Raw genomic sequence first — 16,025 nt, forward strand, 5'->3', positions numbered from 1 at the left:
CCGCAGCGCCGCGCCAACCCAACCGTTTGGCGCTGCCGCGAACCCATCATAAGGGGGAAAACTGTTACCTATCTATCCGGTTCAAACTGTTACCCATCTATCGGCTGGACAGATGGCCGCATCGCTGGCGCCTATTCTGCAACATTGGAGATTGGCGAAACCGTCCATGACGGCGTCTTTCTCCCCCGTCACTATACGGGGAGAAATGCCCGGCAGGGCAATGAGAGGCGGCGCTGACCTCGGCGATACCGGACGGACAGCGCGCCACATATCGTGGCGCGCCCTGACCAATTTTACTCCGCCGCCTCATACCCCGCGATGCCCTTGATCTCCAAAAAATCCTCGAGCCCGTATTCGGCATATTCGCGGCCATTGCCGGACTGCTTGTAGCCGCCGAACGGCAGGCCGGCGTCCCACTGGGGATAGTTGATGTAGACATTGCCGGTGCGCATGCGCGCCGCGACTTCGCGCGCCTTCTTCATGTCCTTGGCCTGGATGTAGGAGGCGAGACCGTAGACGGTGTCGTTGGCGGTCTCGACCACTTCGTCGACGCTGTCGTAGGGCATGATCGCCAGCACCGGCCCAAAGATCTCCTCGCGCGCGATGCGCATGTCGTGGGTGACGTCGGCGAACACCGTCGGCCTGACGTAATAGCCGCGATTGAGTTCGGCCGGACGGCCGGGGCCGCCGGCGACCAGCGTCGCACCTTCATCGATGCCGGCCTGGATCAGGTCCTGGATCTTGTCGAACTGGACCTGGCTGACGACCGGGCCGAGCTTGGTGCCGGCGGCGTCGGCGGGGCCGACGGTGAACTTTTCCGCAGCCGCCTTGGCATAGCCGGCTGCCTCGTCATGACGGTCGCGCGGCACGAACATGCGCGTCGGCGCGTTGCAGGACTGGCCGCTGTTGCTGAAGCAGCCGGCGACGCCCTTGCTGACGGCGCTTGCGAGGTCGACATCCCCGAACAGGATGTTGGCCGACTTGCCGCCAAGCTCCTGATGCACGCGCTTGACCGTGTCGGCGGCGGCCTTGGCCACCAGGATGCCGGCACGGGTTGAACCGGTGAACGACATCATGTCGATGTCAGGATGGCTGGACAGCGCCTGGCCGACGCCCGGTCCGTCGCCATTGACGAGGTTGAAGACGCCCTTCGGCACGCCGGCCTCGTCGAGGATTTCGGCGAAGATGATGGCGTCGAGCGGCGCGATCTCGGAGGGCTTCAGCACCATGGTGCAGCCGGCAGCAAGCGCCGGGCCGACCTTGCAGGTGATCTGGTTGAGCGGCCAGTTCCACGGCGTGATCAGCCCGACGACGCCGATCGGCTCCTTGACCACCAGATGGTTGCCCTTGACGTGGCGGAATTCGAAAGTCTTCAGCACGTCGGCCATCTTCTGCAGATGCGCAAGACCGATGCCGACCTGGCTGTCCAACGCCATCTGGCGCGGCGCGCCCATTTCGCGCGACACAGCGACAGCAAGATCGGCGCTGCGCTTCTTGTAGACGGCGACGATGCGGTTCAAGAGGTCGAGCCGCTCGCCAACCTCGGTGAAACCAAAGCTGTCGAAGGCGTGCCTGGCGGCGGCGACCGCCTTGTCGACATCGGCCTTGGAGCCGAGCGAAATCTGCGCGAAGGCATCCTCATTCGAGGGATCGATGACGTCGAATGTGTTGGGCACAACAGGATCGACCCACGCGCCATCGATATAGAACTGCAGATTGTGTGACATGGTTTTCTCCTTGGCCGCATCGTCGCGCCGGGCCGTCATATCTGGCTGGAGATAACGATGCACAAACGCCGCTGTCAAACGCAACCCCCGAAGTGGTTGAGCCAGTGCGGCAGTGATTGAGCCAGAGCGGTTGGGCCAGCAACCGGCTTGGTGAGGATGGACTACAGCAGGATATGCCCGGCCTCGACCAGAAACCGCCTCGCCGCGGCCTGATCCGTCGCTTTCACCAACAGATGGTCGCCATCGAAAGTGGACACCAGGAAGATGCCCAGCCCGTTTTCCGACAACGGCCTGATGACCGAGAGCACGATACCGGTTTCGTCGAAGGCAAACGGGCCCACGAGTTTGAAGGCCACCCAGTCACCGTCCTGCCTGACACTATCCGGCACACGATCCTGCAGGCAAACGATCGAAAGCTCGTCGTCAGTCCTTGTGATGCTGACGAAGCCTGGCCCGTCCGCCCAACCGGGGATGGTCTCCCCCGCCGCCAGCCGGGCAACCGCGTAAAACCCTGGGAGTTGTTTGAGCCTGACGCAGATGGCCATTGTCGAACCCCTCCCTCAGATCGCCGGTGATCCCGCCAGCTTCTTGCTCATGTGGACCGTCATACCGTTCATGAACGGCTCTTCCCGGTCCACGATATAGCCCTGCCTCTTGTACAGCGACACATTCGCCGCGAACGCGCCATTGGTCAGCAGACGAAGCTCGGCACGTCCTGCTTCGATCGCCTTGCGCTCGGCAAGCTCCAGCAACAACCGGCCAATCCCCCTTCCCTGCGCATCCGGTGCCACGCAGACATTCTCGATCCACAGGTGGTCCTCGGCCAGCACGGTTTCGATCATCCCGACGATCCGATCATCCTCGACGGCGAGATCGAACGGATGCTCGGCAACGGCCTTGTCATAGTCGGCGCGCATAGGCAGCGGCTCGCGGCCGATCACCGGCACCCATTTGGCATAGGCGGCACGAACGATATCCCGGATCGCGGCGGCGTCAGCGGGCTCGGCCGGCCGAAGCCGGATGGAAAAATTGTTGGTCATCAAAGTGCTCCAGACATGAAAAACCCCGCCGGCGGTTTCGCGGGCGGGGCTGGAAACGAACGAACCGGGTCTATCCTGCCGGTCTTTGTCGTCGCGCAATCAGTCTGCCGCTCCGCATTGTGCAGGGGCGACGTCGCTTGGTGTTGGTGGGCGCGAGGAAGAACATGGCGCCAAGCTGGAACAGGAAGCGCGGCGCGTCAAGACACCTACAACGGCTTCTAGTATTCCTGCGCCGTCGGCCGGAACAATATCTCGTTAATGTCGACCTCGTCGGGCTGGCTCATGGCGAACACCACCGTCCTGGCAAAAGAATCGGCCGGAATGGCCACCCGGTCGTAGAGTGCGCGTACGCCCTCGGCGACATCGGGCTCGGTGACGCTGCCGGGCAGTTCGGTCGCCACGGCACCGGGCGAGATGATGGTGGTGCGGACGTTGTAGGGTTTCACTTCCTGGCGCAGACCTTCCGAGATGATGCGCACCGCGTGCTTGGTCGCGGCATAGACCGCTCCGCCCGGCCCGACCTTGTGGCCGGCGACCGACGACACGTTGATGATGTGGCCGCTTTTCTGCGTCTTCATGTGCGGCAGTGCCGCGGCAATGCCGTAGAGCACGCCCTTGATGTTGACGTCGATCATGCGGTCCCAGTCCTCGACCTTGCCGCGCTCCAGTGGCGAGTGCGGCATCAGGCCGGCATTGTTGATGACGACGTCGACGCGGCCGTGCGTCTTGACCGCATGGTCGACCAGACGCCGGACCTGGCCGACATCGGTGACGTCGGTCTGAAGGATGGCGCCCTCGCCAAGTGAAAGCGCGCCGGCCAGCGCCTGCAACCGGTCGAGGCGGCGTGCGCCCAGCACCAGTTTCGCGCCCTCCCTGGCCAGAAGCCGTGCGGCGGCTTCGCCCAGCCCGCTGCTGGCGCCAGTGATGACGACGACTTTGTCCCTGATGTTCTCGGCCATGATTCTTTTCCTTCTGATCTTTGGCTTCGCTGCCCCCGGCAGCCTGGGCGGTCGCGTTGGCGGCTCAGCCGGGCAATTCGACCCGACCGAGCCAGCCGGTGACCTCTTCAAGCGTCTGGCGTTCCTGGTCGCACTGCTTGGAAAAACCCTCGATGAGCCGAGCCCCTGGTGCATGATCTGCGAGGACTTTCAGGCTCTGCCCTGTTCCGTAGCCGCCATGGGTGATGAACGGCACCAAGGTCTTGCCGGCCAGATCGTGTTTCGACAGGAAGGAGCGGATCACCGAAGGCGCGGTCATGCCCCAGATCGGAAATCCGAGGAACACCGTCTCGTAGGTTCCGATATCAGGCACCGTGGCGGCCAGCGCCGGTTCGAAACCGGACTCCCGCTGCTGCTCCGCCACCGCAACCTGCTGCTTGTAGTCTTCCGGGTAGGGATCGACGGTCGCGATCTCGAAAATATCCGCTCCCAGAGCCCTGCTGATCTGGGCCGCGATGACCCGCGTGTTGCCGGTGCGGGTGTAGTAGGCCACCAGCCCCTTGGCACCGCCCGCCAGTCGCGCGCTCGACGCTCTGGCGGGCCGGCTCGATCCGGGACTCAATCCGGCGCCCAAAGGCAGTGCAAGCATGGTCATCAGTGCACCTCGTCTTGAGACCGGTTGACGCATATGGCTCTCCTGCGCATGGCTCTAGCGATCGATCCTTGCTTCCTGTTGCGGAGAATAGCGCGCTCCCTTCACCGCGATCGCCGAGACCGCATTCTCGATGTCGGCAAGATCGTCCGCCGTCAGCGCGATGATGGCCGACGCGATGTTCTCTTCGAGGCGATTGAGCTTGGTGGTGCCGGGGATCGGAACGATCCAGGGCTTCTGCGCCAGCAGCCAGGCGAGAGCGACCTGTGCTGATGTCGCCTTCTTCTCGGCAGCGATCACGCCGATCGCGTCGACCAGCGCCTGGTTCGCCTTGCGGGCGTCTTCCGCAAAACGCGGCACGGTGTTGCGGAAGTCGCTGCTGTCGAACGTCGTGCTGGCATCGATGGCGCCGGTGAGGAACCCCTTGCCCAGCGGGCTGAAGGGCACGAAGCCGATCCCCAGTTCTTCAAGCACCGGCAGGATCGCCTCTTCCGGTTCACGCCACCAGAGCGAATATTCGCTCTGGACCGCGGCGACCGGCTGTACCGCATGCGCGCGCCGGATCGTGCGTACGCCCGCCTCGGAGAGACCGAAATGCTTCACCTTGCCTTGGCTGATCAAGTCCTTCACAGCGCCCGCCACCTCTTCGATCGGCACGACCGGATCGACGCGGTGCTGGTATAGGAGGTCTATGTGGTCGGTCCTCAGCCGCCTGAGCGAGGCCTCGACGACGTCACGAATATGCTGCGGCCGGCTGTCCATGCCATCATGTCCGGCTGTCCCGGCGATGTCGATGCCGAATTTGGTGGCGATCACCACCTGGTCGCGGATCGGCTGCAGCGCCTCGCCGACGACCTCCTCGTTCGTGAACGGTCCATAGACCTCCGCGGTGTCGAAGAAGGTGATGCCACGTTCGAACGCCGCCCTGATCAGGTGGACTGCATCCGCCGTCTCCATCGGCTGCCCGTATGACTGGCTCATTCCCATGCAGCCGAGCCCGATGGCCGAAACGTCGAGACCGCTGTTTCCAAGTGTGCGCATCTGCATTGTCGTTATCCCTTCTTCTCGGCGTCGGCTTGTTCGAAGACCTTGCGGGCAATGCCGATCGCAGTGCTTGCAACGGGCCATCCGGCGTAGAAGGCGAGATGCGTAATGGTTTCGATGAGTTCGTCGCGGGTGACGCCATTGTCGAGCGCGCGCTTCATGTGGAAAGGCATTTCGTTGATCCGGTAGCCCGAAATCAGGCTGGTGACGGTGACGAGGCTGCGGTCCCGCGGCGATAGGCCGGGGCGCTCCCAAACGTCGCCGAACAACACATCGTCTGTGTATCTGCCGAGCGCCGGAGCGATATCGGAGAATGGGCTTTTCAGCCTTGGAACGTCGGTCATGGTGGTCTCCTTCGTAGAGTTCGGGCGTTGAACTCGGCGCCACGCGCCGATACTTGGTCAAACCCCGTATTGTTCGTCGCTGACATGCTCCAGCCAGTCGACGACCTTGCCGTCGAGCGCTTCGGCGATAGCGATGTGGCTCATCGCGGTGGTCGGCGCGGCGCCATGCCAATGCTTCTCTCCGGGCGCGAACCAGACGATGTCGCCGGGCAGGATCGGTTTGATCGGGCCGCCCTCGCGCTGCACCAGGCCGGCGCCCGAGAGGACGATCAGCGTCTGGCCAAGCGGATGCGTGTGCCAGGCGGTGCGCGCACCGGGCTCGAAAGTCACGGTGGCGCCGCCGACGCGGGCGGGCTCGCTGCCCTTGAACGGCGCGTCGATGCGCACCGCGCCGGTGAAATAATCGGCCGATCCCCTGGCCGAGGCTTGAGAGCCGTTTCGCGTGATGTCCATGGTTTTGTCCCTTCCTGGCAACAGGCGTGACACGACCGCCGGTCTTCAGAGGCTGCCGGTAGAGGCGCCCGGTGTGATGACGCCTATCTAGGGTCTGCGATTGGTGCCGATTAGGTGCTATATCCAGCATGATCTTATGAAAGGGGCTCATGAATGCCGCGAGACAATCTGAATGAGCTAACCGCATTCCTCGCCGTCGCGCGCGAGGAAAGCTTCACCAGGGCGGCGGCCAAGCTCGGGGTTTCCCAATCGGCGCTCAGCCACACGGTGCGGGCGCTGGAGGAGCGGCTGGGCGTACGGCTCCTGACTCGCACCACGCGCAGCGTGTCGCCCACCGAAGCCGGCGAGCGGCTGGCTCGCACCGTGGGGCCGAGGCTCGATGAGATCGAGGCCGAGATCGCGGCACTCAGCGCCTTGCGCGAAAAACCCGCCGGCACCATCCGCATCACCGCCGGGGAGCATGCCGCCGATGCGATCCTGTGGCCTGCCCTGGCGACATTCCTGCCCGACTACCCCGACATCAAAGTCGAGATCATCGTCGACTACAGCCTGACCGACATCGTTGCCGAGCGCTTCGACGCCGGCGTGCGGCTGGGCGAACAGGTGGCGCGCGACATGATCGCGGTGCGCATCGGCCCCGACATGCGCATGGCGGTGGTCGGATCGCCGGCCTATTTCGCCAAATGGCCGAAACCGCGCACGCCACAGGACCTGACCACCCACAATTGCATCAATCTGCGGCTGCCCACCTATGGCGGGCTCTACGCCTGGGAGTTCGAGAAGGCCGGGCGCGAGCTGAAAGTGCGGGTCGAGGGCCAGTTGGTGTTCAATACGTCCGCGCTGCGCATGAACGCGGTGCTCGCCGGCCTCGGCCTTGCCTATCTGCCGGAGGAACAGGTAACGGCCCATCTGGCCGACGGCCGGCTGGTGCGGGTGCTCGCCGACTGGTGCGCGCCTTTCCCCGGCTACCATCTCTATTACCCCAGCCGCCGGCAAGCGACGCCGGCCTTCTCGCTGCTGGTCGACGCGCTGCGCTACCGAGGCTAGAACAGGAAACCGGGTTTCCGAAAAAGATCATGCTCAAAACGAGCAGATAGAGCCCCATCCCGATTCGGGAACAGGCTCTCCATCTGGACTGTGCCCGCCGTCGTTCTATCTTCCGGATCGAGCAGATCTGACGAAATCCGGAGCTATCGCCGTGACCGTGACCGACCTTTATCGAGGCTACATCGCCTGCCTCAACAATCAGGACTGGCAGAAGCTGAATCGCTTCGTTCATGACGAGGTGCACTACAATGGCGACCGCGTCGGGCTGTCGGGATATCAAGAAATGCTGGAGCGCGATTTTCGGGAGATCCCAGACCTCTATTTCGACATCCAACTGCTGATCGCCGAACCGCCGTTCATAGCCAGCCGGCTCCAGTTCAACTGCACGCCGAAGGGAACCTTCTTCGGCCTGCCCATCAACGGCGGGAAGGTGTCCTTCAGCGAGAACGTCTTCTATGAATTCCTCGACGACAGGATCAGGAACGTCTGGTCGGTGATCGACAAGGCGGCCATCGAAGCGCAGCTTTAATTCAGGCCGGCCAGAAGATGACGCCGATCGTTCGTAAAAATCGATCATTATGACGAAAATAATTCGTTGGAAAGATTATTTGAGGAATGGCATTCCTCCGGCACACCCCCCTGGAGCATTGCATTGTCTTCCGTTTCCCACTTCGCGAACGATATTCCGAAAAGCGCGTTTCCTGCCGATCTGACACAAGGGCGAAAATCCCTCAACTGGAATGGCATCGTCCCCGGCATCGTCTTGGTCACGATGATCACTGCGGTCGCCTTCTCGGCCCGCAACGTCTCCGGCTTCGCTTTGTTCAGCCCGATGATCCTTGCCGTCGTTGCCGGCATGATCTACTCCAACGTGCTGGGCACACCGGTGCACGCCAAAGCCGGGATCGCATTCTCGCAAAAGCGCCTGCTGCGCTTCGCCATCGTTCTGCTCGGCTTCCAGCTGACGCTGGGCCAGGTGATCTCGATCGGCGCCGGCGGCGTCGGCATTGTCGCGGCGACGCTTGGCGCCACCTTCGTTTTCACCATCACGCTCGGTCGGCTGATCGGCGTCGACGCCAAGCTGGCGCAGCTGATCGCCGCCGGCACCTCGATCTGCGGCGCCTCGGCCATCGTCGCCACCAACATCGTCACCGATGCGCGCGACGAGGACGTCACCTACGCCGTCGCCTCGATCACCTTGTTCGGCACCGTCGCCATGCTCGGCTTCCCGCTCATGGCGCCCCTGCTCGGCCTCGACCAGCACGCTTTCGGCCTGTGGGCCGGCGCCTCGATCCATGAAGTGGCGCAAGTCATTGGCGCTGGCTTCCAGAACGGCACCCAGTCCGGCGAGATCGCTACCGTCGCCAAGCTGACCCGCGTCACCATGCTGGCGCCGATGGTCGTCGCGCTCGGCCTGATGGCGCGCCGCAGGAGCAGCAGTGAGGTAGCGGCGCGGCCGCCCATGCCGTGGTTCGTCGCCGCCTTTGTCGCCATCGTGGCGCTGAACAGCCTCGTCACGGTGCCAGCCGAGGTGAAGTCGGCCATGGCGCTCGCCACCACCATCATGCTGACCATGGGGCTGGCCGCCATGGGCCTGCAGGCCGACATCTCGCAGCTGCGCTCGCGCGGCCTGCGCCCGCTGGCGCTCGCCTTCTCGGCCTTCCTGTTCATCGGCTGCTTCAGCCTGATGCTGGTGAAATTCACCTAGTCTAAACCGGGCCTCAGTCCTCGAACGAACTCGACGCGGCATAGATCGCCGCCAGCGTCTCGATGCCGGCCTGGTCGGCCTTGTCGAAGCGGCCGGGCAGCGGGCTGTCGAGATCGAGCACGCCGAAGACGCCTTCATCGTCCTCGAGCAGCACCACCAGTTCCGAGCGCGAGTCGGCATCGCAGGCGATGTGGCCGGGAAAATCATGCACGTCCTTGATCAGCATCGAGGTGCCGAGTTCGACCGCCGTTCCGCACACGCCCTTGCCGACGGCGATGCGCACGCAGGCTGGCTTGCCCTGGAACGGCCCGAGTACCATTTCCTCGTCCGATTGCAGGAAATAGAACCCGGCCCAGTTGAGGTCCGGCACCATCTGGAAGATGAGTGCTGCGGTGTTGGCGGCGTTGGCGATCGAATCGCGCTCGCCGTCGAGCAGCGCCTTAAGCTGAGTGGCGAGGTCGCGGTAGAACGCGGCCTTGTCTGAGGTGTCGATGGCCTTGGCCGCAAACATGAACGTGTCTCCGTATAGGGGATGGCGGTTCGTCCGATCGCTTGCCAAAGTCCGGCGAGCTCCGCAACCAGACGGCCGCCTGGACAGTCTAGCGTGGATTGCGTCCTCTCCGAAAGCCGCAAGATCAGGATTGCCTCCCGGCGCTGAGCCGGTCGGCAAGGCAGCTATGCGTAAACTTTGCGATGGATCATCTTGAGAATCATGACGGCCCCGATCGGGGGCCGCCATTCACATCTCAAACAGGTCGAACAAGTCCTGGGTTTTAGTAGCCGCCCATGCCGCCACCGCCGCCACCCGCAGGCGCGGCATCCTTGGCCGGGATGTCGGTGATCATCGCTTCGGCGGTGATCAGGAGGGCTGCGATCGAACCGGCATCCTGCAGTGCGGTGCGCACCACTTTCGCCGGATCCACGATGCCTGCCTTGATCATGTCGACATAGACCTCGTTCTGGGCGTCAAAACCCTGATTGTGGTCCTTGCTGTCGGTGAGCTTGCCGACGACGATGGAGCCCTCGACGCCGGAATTCTCGGCGATCTGGCGGATCGGCGCTTCAAGCGCCCTAAGCACGATCGTGATACCGGCCGTGACATCGGCATTGGCGCCGGTCAGGCCGCCAAGCACCGAGCGGGCACGCAGCAGAGCCACGCCGCCGCCGGGCACGATGCCTTCCTCGACCGCCGCGCGGGTGGCGTTCAGCGCATCGTCGATGCGGTCCTTCTTTTCCTTGACTTCCGACTCGGTGACGCCGCCGACGCGGATGACGGCTACGCCGCCGGAGAGCTTGGCCAGCCGCTCCTGCAGCTTTTCCTTGTCGTAGTCGGAGGTCGTCTCCTCGATCTGGCCCTTGATCTGGGCGACGCGCGCCTGGATGGTCGCCTTGGTGCCGGCCCCGTCGATGATCGTGGTGGTGTCCTTCTCGATCAGCACACGCTTGGCGCGGCCGAGCATCTCGATGGTGACGTTTTCGAGCTTGATGCCGAGGTCTTCCGAGATCATCTGGCCTGATGTCAGCACGGCGATGTCTTCCAGCATTGCCTTGCGGCGATCGCCGAAGCCCGGCGCCTTGACGGCCGCGACCTTGAGGCCGCCGCGCAGCTTGTTGACGACCAGCGTCGCCAGAGCCTCGCCCTCGACGTCCTCGGAGATGATCAGCAGCGGCCTGCCGCTCTGCACCACCGCTTCAAGGATCGGCAGCATCGCCTGCAGATTGCCGAGCTTCTTCTCGTGGATGAGGATGTAGGGCTCTTCCAACTCGACGCGCATCTTGTCGGCATTGGTGACGAAATAGGGCGAGAGATAACCGCGGTCGAACTGCATGCCTTCGACGACGTCGAGTTCGGTCTCGGCCGTCTTGGCTTCCTCGACGGTGATGACGCCGTCATTGCCGACCTTGTCCATCGCCTTGGCGATCATCTCGCCGACGCTGGCATCGCCATTGGCGGCGATGGTGCCGACCTGTGCGATCTCGGCCGACGACTTGACCTTCTTGGCGCGCGCCTGGATTTCCTTGACCACGGCGGAAACCGCCTGGTCGATGCCGCGCTTCAAATCCATGGGGTTCATGCCGGCGGCGACCAGCTTGGCGCCTTCGCGCAGGATCGAGGCGGCCAGCACCGTGGCGGTGGTGGTGCCGTCACCGGCGAGGTCGTTGGTCTTCGAGGCCACTTCGCGCACCATCTGGGCGCCCATGTTCTCGAACTTGTCGGCAAGCTCGATTTCCTTGGCGACGGTGACGCCGTCCTTGGTGATGCGCGGCGCGCCATAGGCCTTGTCGATGATGACGTTGCGGCCCTTGGGGCCGAGCGTGACCTTCACCGCATTGGTGAGGATCTCGACGCCGCGCAGCATGCGGTCGCGCGCGTCGGTGGAGAATTTGATTTCCTTGGCAGACATGATTTTTATCCAGTTCGTTCGGAGAAAATGAGGTCAGGCAGCTTTCTTGGCGGCCACGGTCTTGTCGGTTGCGGCCGTCTCGCTCTTGTCGATAACGCCCATGATGTCGGCTTCCTTCATGATCAGAAGGTCCTCGCCGTCGATCTTGACCTCGGTGCCCGACCATTTGCCGAACAGGATGAAGTCGCCGGCCCTGACGTCGAGCGGAACAAGCGTGCCGTTTTCGTCGCGTGCGCCAGGGCCGACGGCGATGACTTCGCCCTCCTGCGGCTTTTCCTTGGCAGTGTCGGGGATGATGATCCCGCCCTTGGATTTGATATCGCCTTCGGCGCGACGAATGACGACGCGGTCGTGGAGTGGCCGAAATTTCATGGGAACTTTCTTTCTGGGGCCGGCACAGGCGGCCACGCCCCTCCTCTATAGACGCGTTGGCACTCGATAGATAGGAGTGCCAAAAATTATTCGCGGGCCAAATTAAATATTCAAAAGTATTATTTCAGCTGGCCGTTTCGTGATATCCGCAGAATGTCAAATAATTCAAAAGATTGAATTTTGCCGATCGAGTGCCTATTTATCGGACAAGTTCACTTTCACGATTTCAGGCACAAGGGAGATTTCTTCGATGGCCGAAGGCAATCAGACGATCATGGAAAAAGCTGAAGCCCGCTTTGTCGACAAGCAGAAGAAGACAGCGGAGAAAAACAAGGCGACCGCCGAATATATGTCCGAGGCAAGAGCCAGGGAGATCAAGACGGCAAGGCTGAGGGAGCTTCGGCTGGCCAAGGAAGAGGCCGATCGTGTCGCCGAGGCCCTCAATCCTACGCCGAAGAAGAAGCGGGCGACCAAGAAAGCCACGGAGGCCAAGACATGAGCCTCACCTTCCCCAACCCCAGCCGCAGCTATGACGAAGCGGGCCAGCGCATTCGTTTCGTCGGCCATGACGGCATGTTCCAGATCTCATTTTCCGTCGCTGCCGACGCCATGGCCAAGATGCGGCCGGGCACTGCTGCCGATGAAGCCGGTTATCTCCAGACATTCGACACCGAGAGCAGCGCCATCCGCGAGGTGGCGTCGAAGGCCTACGACCGCACCCGCAAGAGCATGTATGTGCTGACGGCGGCCGATTTCGGCTGAAATGGCGGCGAGTTGGCGCTGACCGCGATCAGGTCTTGCGCTCGGCCCTTTCGCGGCGTTTGACGTCGCGGACATTCATCTGCACGACCATGTCCTCGGCCTCGCGCGGCCCCATCCCGACCATCACCTTTTGCCGGACAACCGCAGGCTGGCCGGTGAAGACATCGATGATGCTCCAACTCTGGGGAAGCTCCATGCGCACCGTGTAGCGGTTGGCCATGCCGGTCAGCCTTGCATCGTGAAAAACACGGCGCCCAGGATCAGCACCGTCCAGGCGACGACCGACAGTTTCAGCACCATGCCGCCATGCGCGGCCAGAAGCTTCCGCAGGTGCGGCACACCTGCCGGCGAGACCGGTGCCGCCGCCAAGGCGACAGGGGTCTTGAGGCCAAGTTTTCCAAAAACGGGCAGCAGCGACGGTTCACGCACGAAAGGCCTCGAATGTCAGGAAAAAGCGAAGCAACAACGCTCGCCTCCCTTCCATAGCACTCTTTTCGCGAGCGCCTGCATGCCAAATTCAAGACAGGACTGCTTTGACGGCCGGTCCGCACTGCCTTCGCAACACACAATCTATTCGTGGGAACTGACTGCGCTCGGGGCAGATTGGGACGCGAAATTTTGGAGGCCTCGCCTCGGGATCGAACCGAGGCTTCAGAGATTTGCCGTCTCCAGCGTAGCCGCTCCGCCACGAGGCCATGGCTGTCGAAGTAGCGGCCAAATATTTACGGAAAGGTTAATCCCGAGGGATTGTTCAGAATTTTCGGCATCGAGTTTCAGAGCGTTCGTCAGCAAACCTTGCCGGGCCTCGCTTCCGGCGCAGAGTTGCGATCCTTCACGCCCCAAGCGGCAGCCCGCCCCGTGTCGACCGAGGGCCTCCAGCACTGCGACTGACGTTCTTCCCCTGAGCTACCGCTTCCGAGGCTGCTTTTACCCCGCGTTGCATTTCGGAGGAGAGGAGCGGAGGCCAACCAACTTTCCCCTTGAACAGCGATTCGATCTGGCTTAGCTTCATCTGAGAAAAGGTTTTCCCAAGCAATCGTCGTCGGGCTCGGCCACCTGCCGGGCCTCATCCGGCCCGGTAAGAGAAAACCTTTTCCCAACCAAGGATCTCGGCGCGATGCCATCGGACGATCTGCCTGCTCCGGTCTTTTCCAAGCCAGTCACCTTGCGTGACGTGGCCGCCCAGGCCGGAGTCAGCGTCGCCACCGCATCCAAGGCGCTCAACGGCCAGGGCCGGATGACAGCCGAGACGCGCGAACGCATTCGCGAGACCGCCCGGCGGCTCGGTTTCCGGCCCAACAGCCTGGCGCAAAGCCTGCTCCGGCGCCGCAGCTTCACCGTCGGCCTGCTCACCAACGATACCTATGGCCGCTTCTCGCTGCCGCTGATGTCGGGCATTTCGGACGCGCTGGTCGACAATGGCGTCTCGGTGTTCCTGTGCAATGTCGAGGAGGATCCGCGGCTGGGCCAGATGCATGTCGACGCCATGCTCGACAAGCGCGTTGACGGCATCATCGCCACCGGCAAGCGCATCGATCGCCATCTGCCCGTCGACCTCTCCAATCTGCGCGTCCCGGTGATCTATGCCTTCACGCAGCCAGATCCCGGCGCCGTCGCCTTCGTCTCGGACGATGTTGGCGGCGCCCGGCTGGCCGTCGAGCATTTCTGCCGGCTGGGCCGCAAGCGCATCGCCCATGTCACCGGGCCGGCGAGCTTTGCCGTGGTGCACGCGCGCGTCCAGGCTTACCGCGACGTGCTGGTCGAAAACGGCCTGACGGTCAGCGAGCCGCTGCTCGGCTCCTGGTCGGAAGCCTGGGGTCACCAGGCGGTTGCGCAACTGTTCGACGGCAAAAGCGAAAGGCCGGACGCGGTCTTCTGCGGCAACGACCAGATCGCGCGCGGCGTCATCGATGCGCTGCGCGAACGCGGCCTCGACGTCCCCAGTGATGTCGGCGTCATCGGTTTCGACAATTGGGAGATCGTGGCCGAGGCGACGCGCCCGCCGCTGACCTCTGTCGACATGAACCTTGTCGCGCTCGGGCGCGAGGCCGGGTTGACCCTGCTTTCGCTGGTCGGCGGCAAGCCCGCCGCGCCAGGCATTCGAAAACTGCCGTGCCGGCTGGTGGTGCGGCAGTCATGCGGCCATCCGCCGGGTGGCTGAAAACGAAGCGCCGCGCAATCGGCGCCAAGCCGCGGACCGCGGCAACCTTGGAGGAGGAGAACATGAGGAACCTGATTGCCAAACTGACCCTGGCCGCTGCCGTTCTGGGTGGCGGTCTCGGCACTGCCGCCGCCGAGACGGCCAACATCTGGGTGCGCGCCGACGGCTCGAATTTCATGCCGAGGATCGTCGATGCCTACAACAAGGCGCACACCAACCAGGTCAAACTCGACATCATTCCCAATGCCGAGATCATCCCGAAATACGGCGCCGCGGCCGCCGGCGGCACGGCGCCCGACGCGCTGTCGCTCGACTTGATCTACACGCCCTCATTCGCCGCAGCCGGCCAATTGGAGGACATTACCGACTGGGCAAAGTCCCTGCCCTATTTTGCCAGCCTGTCGCCTGCGCATGTGAAGACCGGCACCTACAAGGACCACATCTACGGCCTGCCCTTCTCCGCCGACGCCTCGGTGCTGATCTGGAACAAGAAACTGTTCAAGCAGGCCGGCCTCGACCCTGAAAAAGGCCCGGCCAACTGGGCCGAGATCGCGGCCGATGCCGAGAAGGTCAACGCGCTCGGCGGCAACATCAAGGGCTTCTACTTCTCCGGCAATTGCGGCGGCTGCAACATCTTCACCTTCACACCGCTGATCTGGGCGTCGGGCGGCGACATCCTGAGCGAAGACGGCTCGAAGGCGACGCTGGACAGCCCGCAACTGCGCGGCGCCATCGATCTCTACCGCTCGATGGTCAAGAAGGACCTGGTGCCGGCGGGCGCGCAGACCGATACCGGCGCCAACTTCTTTGCGGCATTTGCCGCCGGCAATATCGGCATCTCGCCGTCCGGCGCCTTCGCCATCGGCGCGCTCAACACCCAGTATCCCGATATCGACTACGGCGTCACCTTCCTGCCGGGCAAGGACAGCGGCTGGTCGTCCTTTGCCGGCGGCGACAATTTCGTCGTCACCAAGGGCACCACGAAACTGCCCGTGGTGAAGGAGTTCCTCGACTTCGCCTATTCGCTTGAAGGCCAGACCATCCTTGCCAAATACGGCAGCCTGCCGGTGCGCGGCGACATCGCCAAGGAGGCGCTGAAGGATCTCGATCCGCGCTACCAGGTCGCCGCCGAGGCCATGACCAAGGGCAAGACGCCCTATTCGGTGGTGTTCAACGACCTGATCAACTCCGCCAACGGGCCGTGGACGCAGATGATCAACGAGGTCTTCTTCGGCGACGATGTCGACGGCGCCATAGCCAACGCACAAGAGACGATGCAATCGATCATCGACCAGGCGCCGCAGAAATAGCCCAACCTCACCTCCCCTTGAGGGGAGGTCGGACCGCAGGTCCGGGTGGGGTCGCCACCGCA

The 16,025-nt window shown here is 63.2% G+C and carries 21 protein-coding genes and 1 tRNA gene; 8 read left to right on the plus strand and 14 right to left on the minus strand.

Annotated elements, in window-relative coordinates; genetic code table 11:
* A partial coding sequence (locus tag NP945_RS25180; RefSeq protein ID WP_256747854.1) for a hypothetical protein occupies nucleotides 1-237 on the plus strand: 237 nt, incomplete at its 5' end.
* Nucleotides 238-293: 56 nt separating this feature from the next.
* Here NP945_RS25180 and NP945_RS25185 read toward each other — a convergent pair.
* From NP945_RS25185 to NP945_RS25220, 8 genes are all read right to left on the minus strand, one after another.
* Entirely contained in the window at nucleotides 294-1,727 is a 1,434-nt protein-coding gene (locus tag NP945_RS25185; RefSeq protein WP_256747855.1) for an aldehyde dehydrogenase family protein, read from the minus strand.
* Between the two features lie 161 nt (nucleotides 1,728-1,888).
* A complete protein-coding gene (locus tag NP945_RS25190; RefSeq protein WP_256747856.1) occupies nucleotides 1,889-2,272 on the minus strand; it encodes an ACT domain-containing protein in 384 nt (127 codons plus the stop codon).
* A gap of 15 nt (nucleotides 2,273-2,287) precedes the next feature.
* Nucleotides 2,288-2,767, minus strand: a complete 480-nt coding sequence (locus NP945_RS25195) for a GNAT family N-acetyltransferase (protein ID WP_128288590.1) — start codon at nucleotides 2,765-2,767, stop codon at nucleotides 2,288-2,290.
* 218 nt (nucleotides 2,768-2,985) lie between these two features.
* Nucleotides 2,986-3,726 carry an SDR family oxidoreductase gene (locus NP945_RS25200; RefSeq protein ID WP_128362937.1) on the minus strand — a complete coding sequence of 247 codons (741 nt, stop codon included), beginning with the start codon at nucleotides 3,724-3,726 and terminating at the stop codon, nucleotides 2,986-2,988.
* Between the two features lie 64 nt (nucleotides 3,727-3,790).
* Nucleotides 3,791-4,360, minus strand: coding sequence for a flavodoxin (locus NP945_RS25205; protein ID WP_256747857.1), 570 nt, complete (start codon nucleotides 4,358-4,360; stop codon nucleotides 3,791-3,793).
* A gap of 54 nt (nucleotides 4,361-4,414) precedes the next feature.
* Entirely contained in the window at nucleotides 4,415-5,404 is a 990-nt protein-coding gene (locus tag NP945_RS25210; protein ID WP_256747858.1) for an aldo/keto reductase, read from the minus strand.
* 5 nt (nucleotides 5,405-5,409) lie between these two features.
* On the minus strand, nucleotides 5,410-5,745 hold the full coding sequence (locus NP945_RS25215) for a carboxymuconolactone decarboxylase family protein (RefSeq protein WP_256747859.1): 336 nt from the start codon (nucleotides 5,743-5,745) through the stop codon (nucleotides 5,410-5,412).
* A gap of 57 nt (nucleotides 5,746-5,802) precedes the next feature.
* Nucleotides 5,803-6,198, minus strand: a complete 396-nt coding sequence (locus NP945_RS25220; RefSeq protein WP_256747860.1) for a cupin domain-containing protein — start codon at nucleotides 6,196-6,198, stop codon at nucleotides 5,803-5,805.
* Between the two features lie 153 nt (nucleotides 6,199-6,351).
* Here NP945_RS25220 and NP945_RS25225 point away from each other — a divergent pair, with 153 nt between their 5' ends.
* From NP945_RS25225 to NP945_RS25235, 3 genes are all read left to right on the plus strand, one after another.
* On the plus strand, nucleotides 6,352-7,245 hold the full coding sequence (locus tag NP945_RS25225; RefSeq protein ID WP_256747861.1) for a LysR family transcriptional regulator: 894 nt from the start codon (nucleotides 6,352-6,354) through the stop codon (nucleotides 7,243-7,245).
* Nucleotides 7,246-7,396: 151 nt separating this feature from the next.
* Entirely contained in the window at nucleotides 7,397-7,774 is a 378-nt protein-coding gene (locus NP945_RS25230) for an ester cyclase (RefSeq protein WP_256747862.1), read from the plus strand.
* 123 nt (nucleotides 7,775-7,897) lie between these two features.
* Entirely contained in the window at nucleotides 7,898-8,953 is a 1,056-nt protein-coding gene (locus NP945_RS25235) for a YeiH family protein (protein ID WP_256747863.1), read from the plus strand.
* Between the two features lie 13 nt (nucleotides 8,954-8,966).
* On the opposite strand, the gene NP945_RS25240 is transcribed toward NP945_RS25235, so the two are convergent.
* From NP945_RS25240 to groES, 3 genes are all read right to left on the minus strand, one after another.
* A complete protein-coding gene (locus NP945_RS25240; RefSeq protein WP_127271638.1) occupies nucleotides 8,967-9,464 on the minus strand; it encodes a GAF domain-containing protein in 498 nt (165 codons plus the stop codon).
* Nucleotides 9,465-9,726: 262 nt separating this feature from the next.
* Nucleotides 9,727-11,358 carry a chaperonin GroEL gene (gene groL, locus NP945_RS25245; protein WP_127255944.1) on the minus strand — a complete coding sequence of 544 codons (1,632 nt, stop codon included), beginning with the start codon at nucleotides 11,356-11,358 and terminating at the stop codon, nucleotides 9,727-9,729.
* Nucleotides 11,359-11,391: 33 nt separating this feature from the next.
* Nucleotides 11,392-11,730: a co-chaperone GroES gene (groES, locus tag NP945_RS25250; protein WP_127383388.1), complete on the minus strand. Its 339-nt coding sequence runs from the start codon at nucleotides 11,728-11,730 to the stop codon at nucleotides 11,392-11,394.
* 250 nt (nucleotides 11,731-11,980) lie between these two features.
* Here groES and NP945_RS25255 point away from each other — a divergent pair, with 250 nt between their 5' ends.
* Both NP945_RS25255 and NP945_RS25260 read left to right on the plus strand, forming a co-directional pair.
* Entirely contained in the window at nucleotides 11,981-12,229 is a 249-nt protein-coding gene (locus tag NP945_RS25255) for a hypothetical protein (protein WP_127269690.1), read from the plus strand.
* Nucleotides 12,226-12,492, plus strand: coding sequence for a DUF1488 domain-containing protein (locus NP945_RS25260; protein WP_127269692.1), 267 nt, complete (start codon nucleotides 12,226-12,228; stop codon nucleotides 12,490-12,492). Before NP945_RS25255 ends, NP945_RS25260 begins: the two co-directional genes overlap by 4 nt.
* Nucleotides 12,493-12,520: 28 nt before the next feature.
* Here the strand turns inward: NP945_RS25260 and NP945_RS25265 are convergent, their stop codons facing one another.
* The 3 genes from NP945_RS25265 to NP945_RS25275 all read right to left on the minus strand — a co-directional run bounded on the left by NP945_RS25265 (nucleotide 12,521) and on the right by NP945_RS25275 (nucleotide 13,187).
* Nucleotides 12,521-12,712, minus strand: coding sequence for a hypothetical protein (locus NP945_RS25265; RefSeq protein ID WP_127269694.1), 192 nt, complete (start codon nucleotides 12,710-12,712; stop codon nucleotides 12,521-12,523).
* 5 nt (nucleotides 12,713-12,717) lie between these two features.
* Nucleotides 12,718-12,921: a hypothetical protein gene (locus NP945_RS25270; protein WP_127326527.1), complete on the minus strand. Its 204-nt coding sequence runs from the start codon at nucleotides 12,919-12,921 to the stop codon at nucleotides 12,718-12,720.
* 190 nt (nucleotides 12,922-13,111) lie between these two features.
* Nucleotides 13,112-13,187, minus strand: a tRNA-Cys gene (locus NP945_RS25275).
* Nucleotides 13,188-13,609: 422 nt separating this feature from the next.
* On the opposite strand from NP945_RS25275, the gene NP945_RS25280 reads away from it, so the two are divergent.
* Both NP945_RS25280 and NP945_RS25285 read left to right on the plus strand, forming a co-directional pair.
* On the plus strand, nucleotides 13,610-14,653 hold the full coding sequence (locus NP945_RS25280) for a LacI family DNA-binding transcriptional regulator (RefSeq protein ID WP_256747864.1): 1,044 nt from the start codon (nucleotides 13,610-13,612) through the stop codon (nucleotides 14,651-14,653).
* A gap of 62 nt (nucleotides 14,654-14,715) precedes the next feature.
* Complete coding sequence (locus NP945_RS25285) at nucleotides 14,716-15,963, plus strand: sugar ABC transporter substrate-binding protein (RefSeq protein ID WP_127326526.1); 1,248 nt, start codon at nucleotides 14,716-14,718, stop codon at nucleotides 15,961-15,963.
* Nucleotides 15,964-16,025: the final 62 nt, after the last annotated feature.

It is taken from the genome of Mesorhizobium sp. LMG17149, from assembly GCF_024518695.1.
Lineage (GTDB): Bacteria > Pseudomonadota > Alphaproteobacteria > Rhizobiales > Rhizobiaceae > Mesorhizobium.

What these genes read in the sequence shown, in the direction of transcription:
- NP945_RS25195 (WP_128288590.1), bottom strand. Translation starts at nt 2,767, where the DNA reads ATGACCAACAATTTTTCCATCCGGCTTCGGCCGGCCGAGCCCGCTGAC.
- groL (WP_127255944.1), bottom strand. Translation starts at nt 11,358, where the DNA reads ATGTCTGCCAAGGAAATCAAATTCTCCACCGACGCGCGCGACCGCATG.
- NP945_RS25265 (WP_127269694.1), bottom strand. Translation starts at nt 12,712, where the DNA reads ATGGCCAACCGCTACACGGTGCGCATGGAGCTTCCCCAGAGTTGGAGC.
- NP945_RS25260 (WP_127269692.1), top strand. Translation starts at nt 12,226, where the DNA reads ATGAGCCTCACCTTCCCCAACCCCAGCCGCAGCTATGACGAAGCGGGC.
- NP945_RS25210 (WP_256747858.1), bottom strand. Translation starts at nt 5,404, where the DNA reads ATGCAGATGCGCACACTTGGAAACAGCGGTCTCGACGTTTCGGCCATC.
- NP945_RS25200 (WP_128362937.1), bottom strand. Translation starts at nt 3,726, where the DNA reads ATGGCCGAGAACATCAGGGACAAAGTCGTCGTCATCACTGGCGCCAGC.
- NP945_RS25220 (WP_256747860.1), bottom strand. Translation starts at nt 6,198, where the DNA reads ATGGACATCACGCGAAACGGCTCTCAAGCCTCGGCCAGGGGATCGGCC.
- NP945_RS25190 (WP_256747856.1), bottom strand. Translation starts at nt 2,272, where the DNA reads ATGGCCATCTGCGTCAGGCTCAAACAACTCCCAGGGTTTTACGCGGTT.
- NP945_RS25215 (WP_256747859.1), bottom strand. Translation starts at nt 5,745, where the DNA reads ATGACCGACGTTCCAAGGCTGAAAAGCCCATTCTCCGATATCGCTCCG.
- groES (WP_127383388.1), bottom strand. Translation starts at nt 11,730, where the DNA reads ATGAAATTTCGGCCACTCCACGACCGCGTCGTCATTCGTCGCGCCGAA.
- NP945_RS25240 (WP_127271638.1), bottom strand. Translation starts at nt 9,464, where the DNA reads ATGTTTGCGGCCAAGGCCATCGACACCTCAGACAAGGCCGCGTTCTAC.
- NP945_RS25185 (WP_256747855.1), bottom strand. Translation starts at nt 1,727, where the DNA reads ATGTCACACAATCTGCAGTTCTATATCGATGGCGCGTGGGTCGATCCT.
- NP945_RS25205 (WP_256747857.1), bottom strand. Translation starts at nt 4,360, where the DNA reads ATGACCATGCTTGCACTGCCTTTGGGCGCCGGATTGAGTCCCGGATCG.
- NP945_RS25225 (WP_256747861.1), top strand. Translation starts at nt 6,352, where the DNA reads ATGCCGCGAGACAATCTGAATGAGCTAACCGCATTCCTCGCCGTCGCG.
- NP945_RS25255 (WP_127269690.1), top strand. Translation starts at nt 11,981, where the DNA reads ATGGCCGAAGGCAATCAGACGATCATGGAAAAAGCTGAAGCCCGCTTT.
- NP945_RS25280 (WP_256747864.1), top strand. Translation starts at nt 13,610, where the DNA reads ATGCCATCGGACGATCTGCCTGCTCCGGTCTTTTCCAAGCCAGTCACC.
- NP945_RS25285 (WP_127326526.1), top strand. Translation starts at nt 14,716, where the DNA reads ATGAGGAACCTGATTGCCAAACTGACCCTGGCCGCTGCCGTTCTGGGT.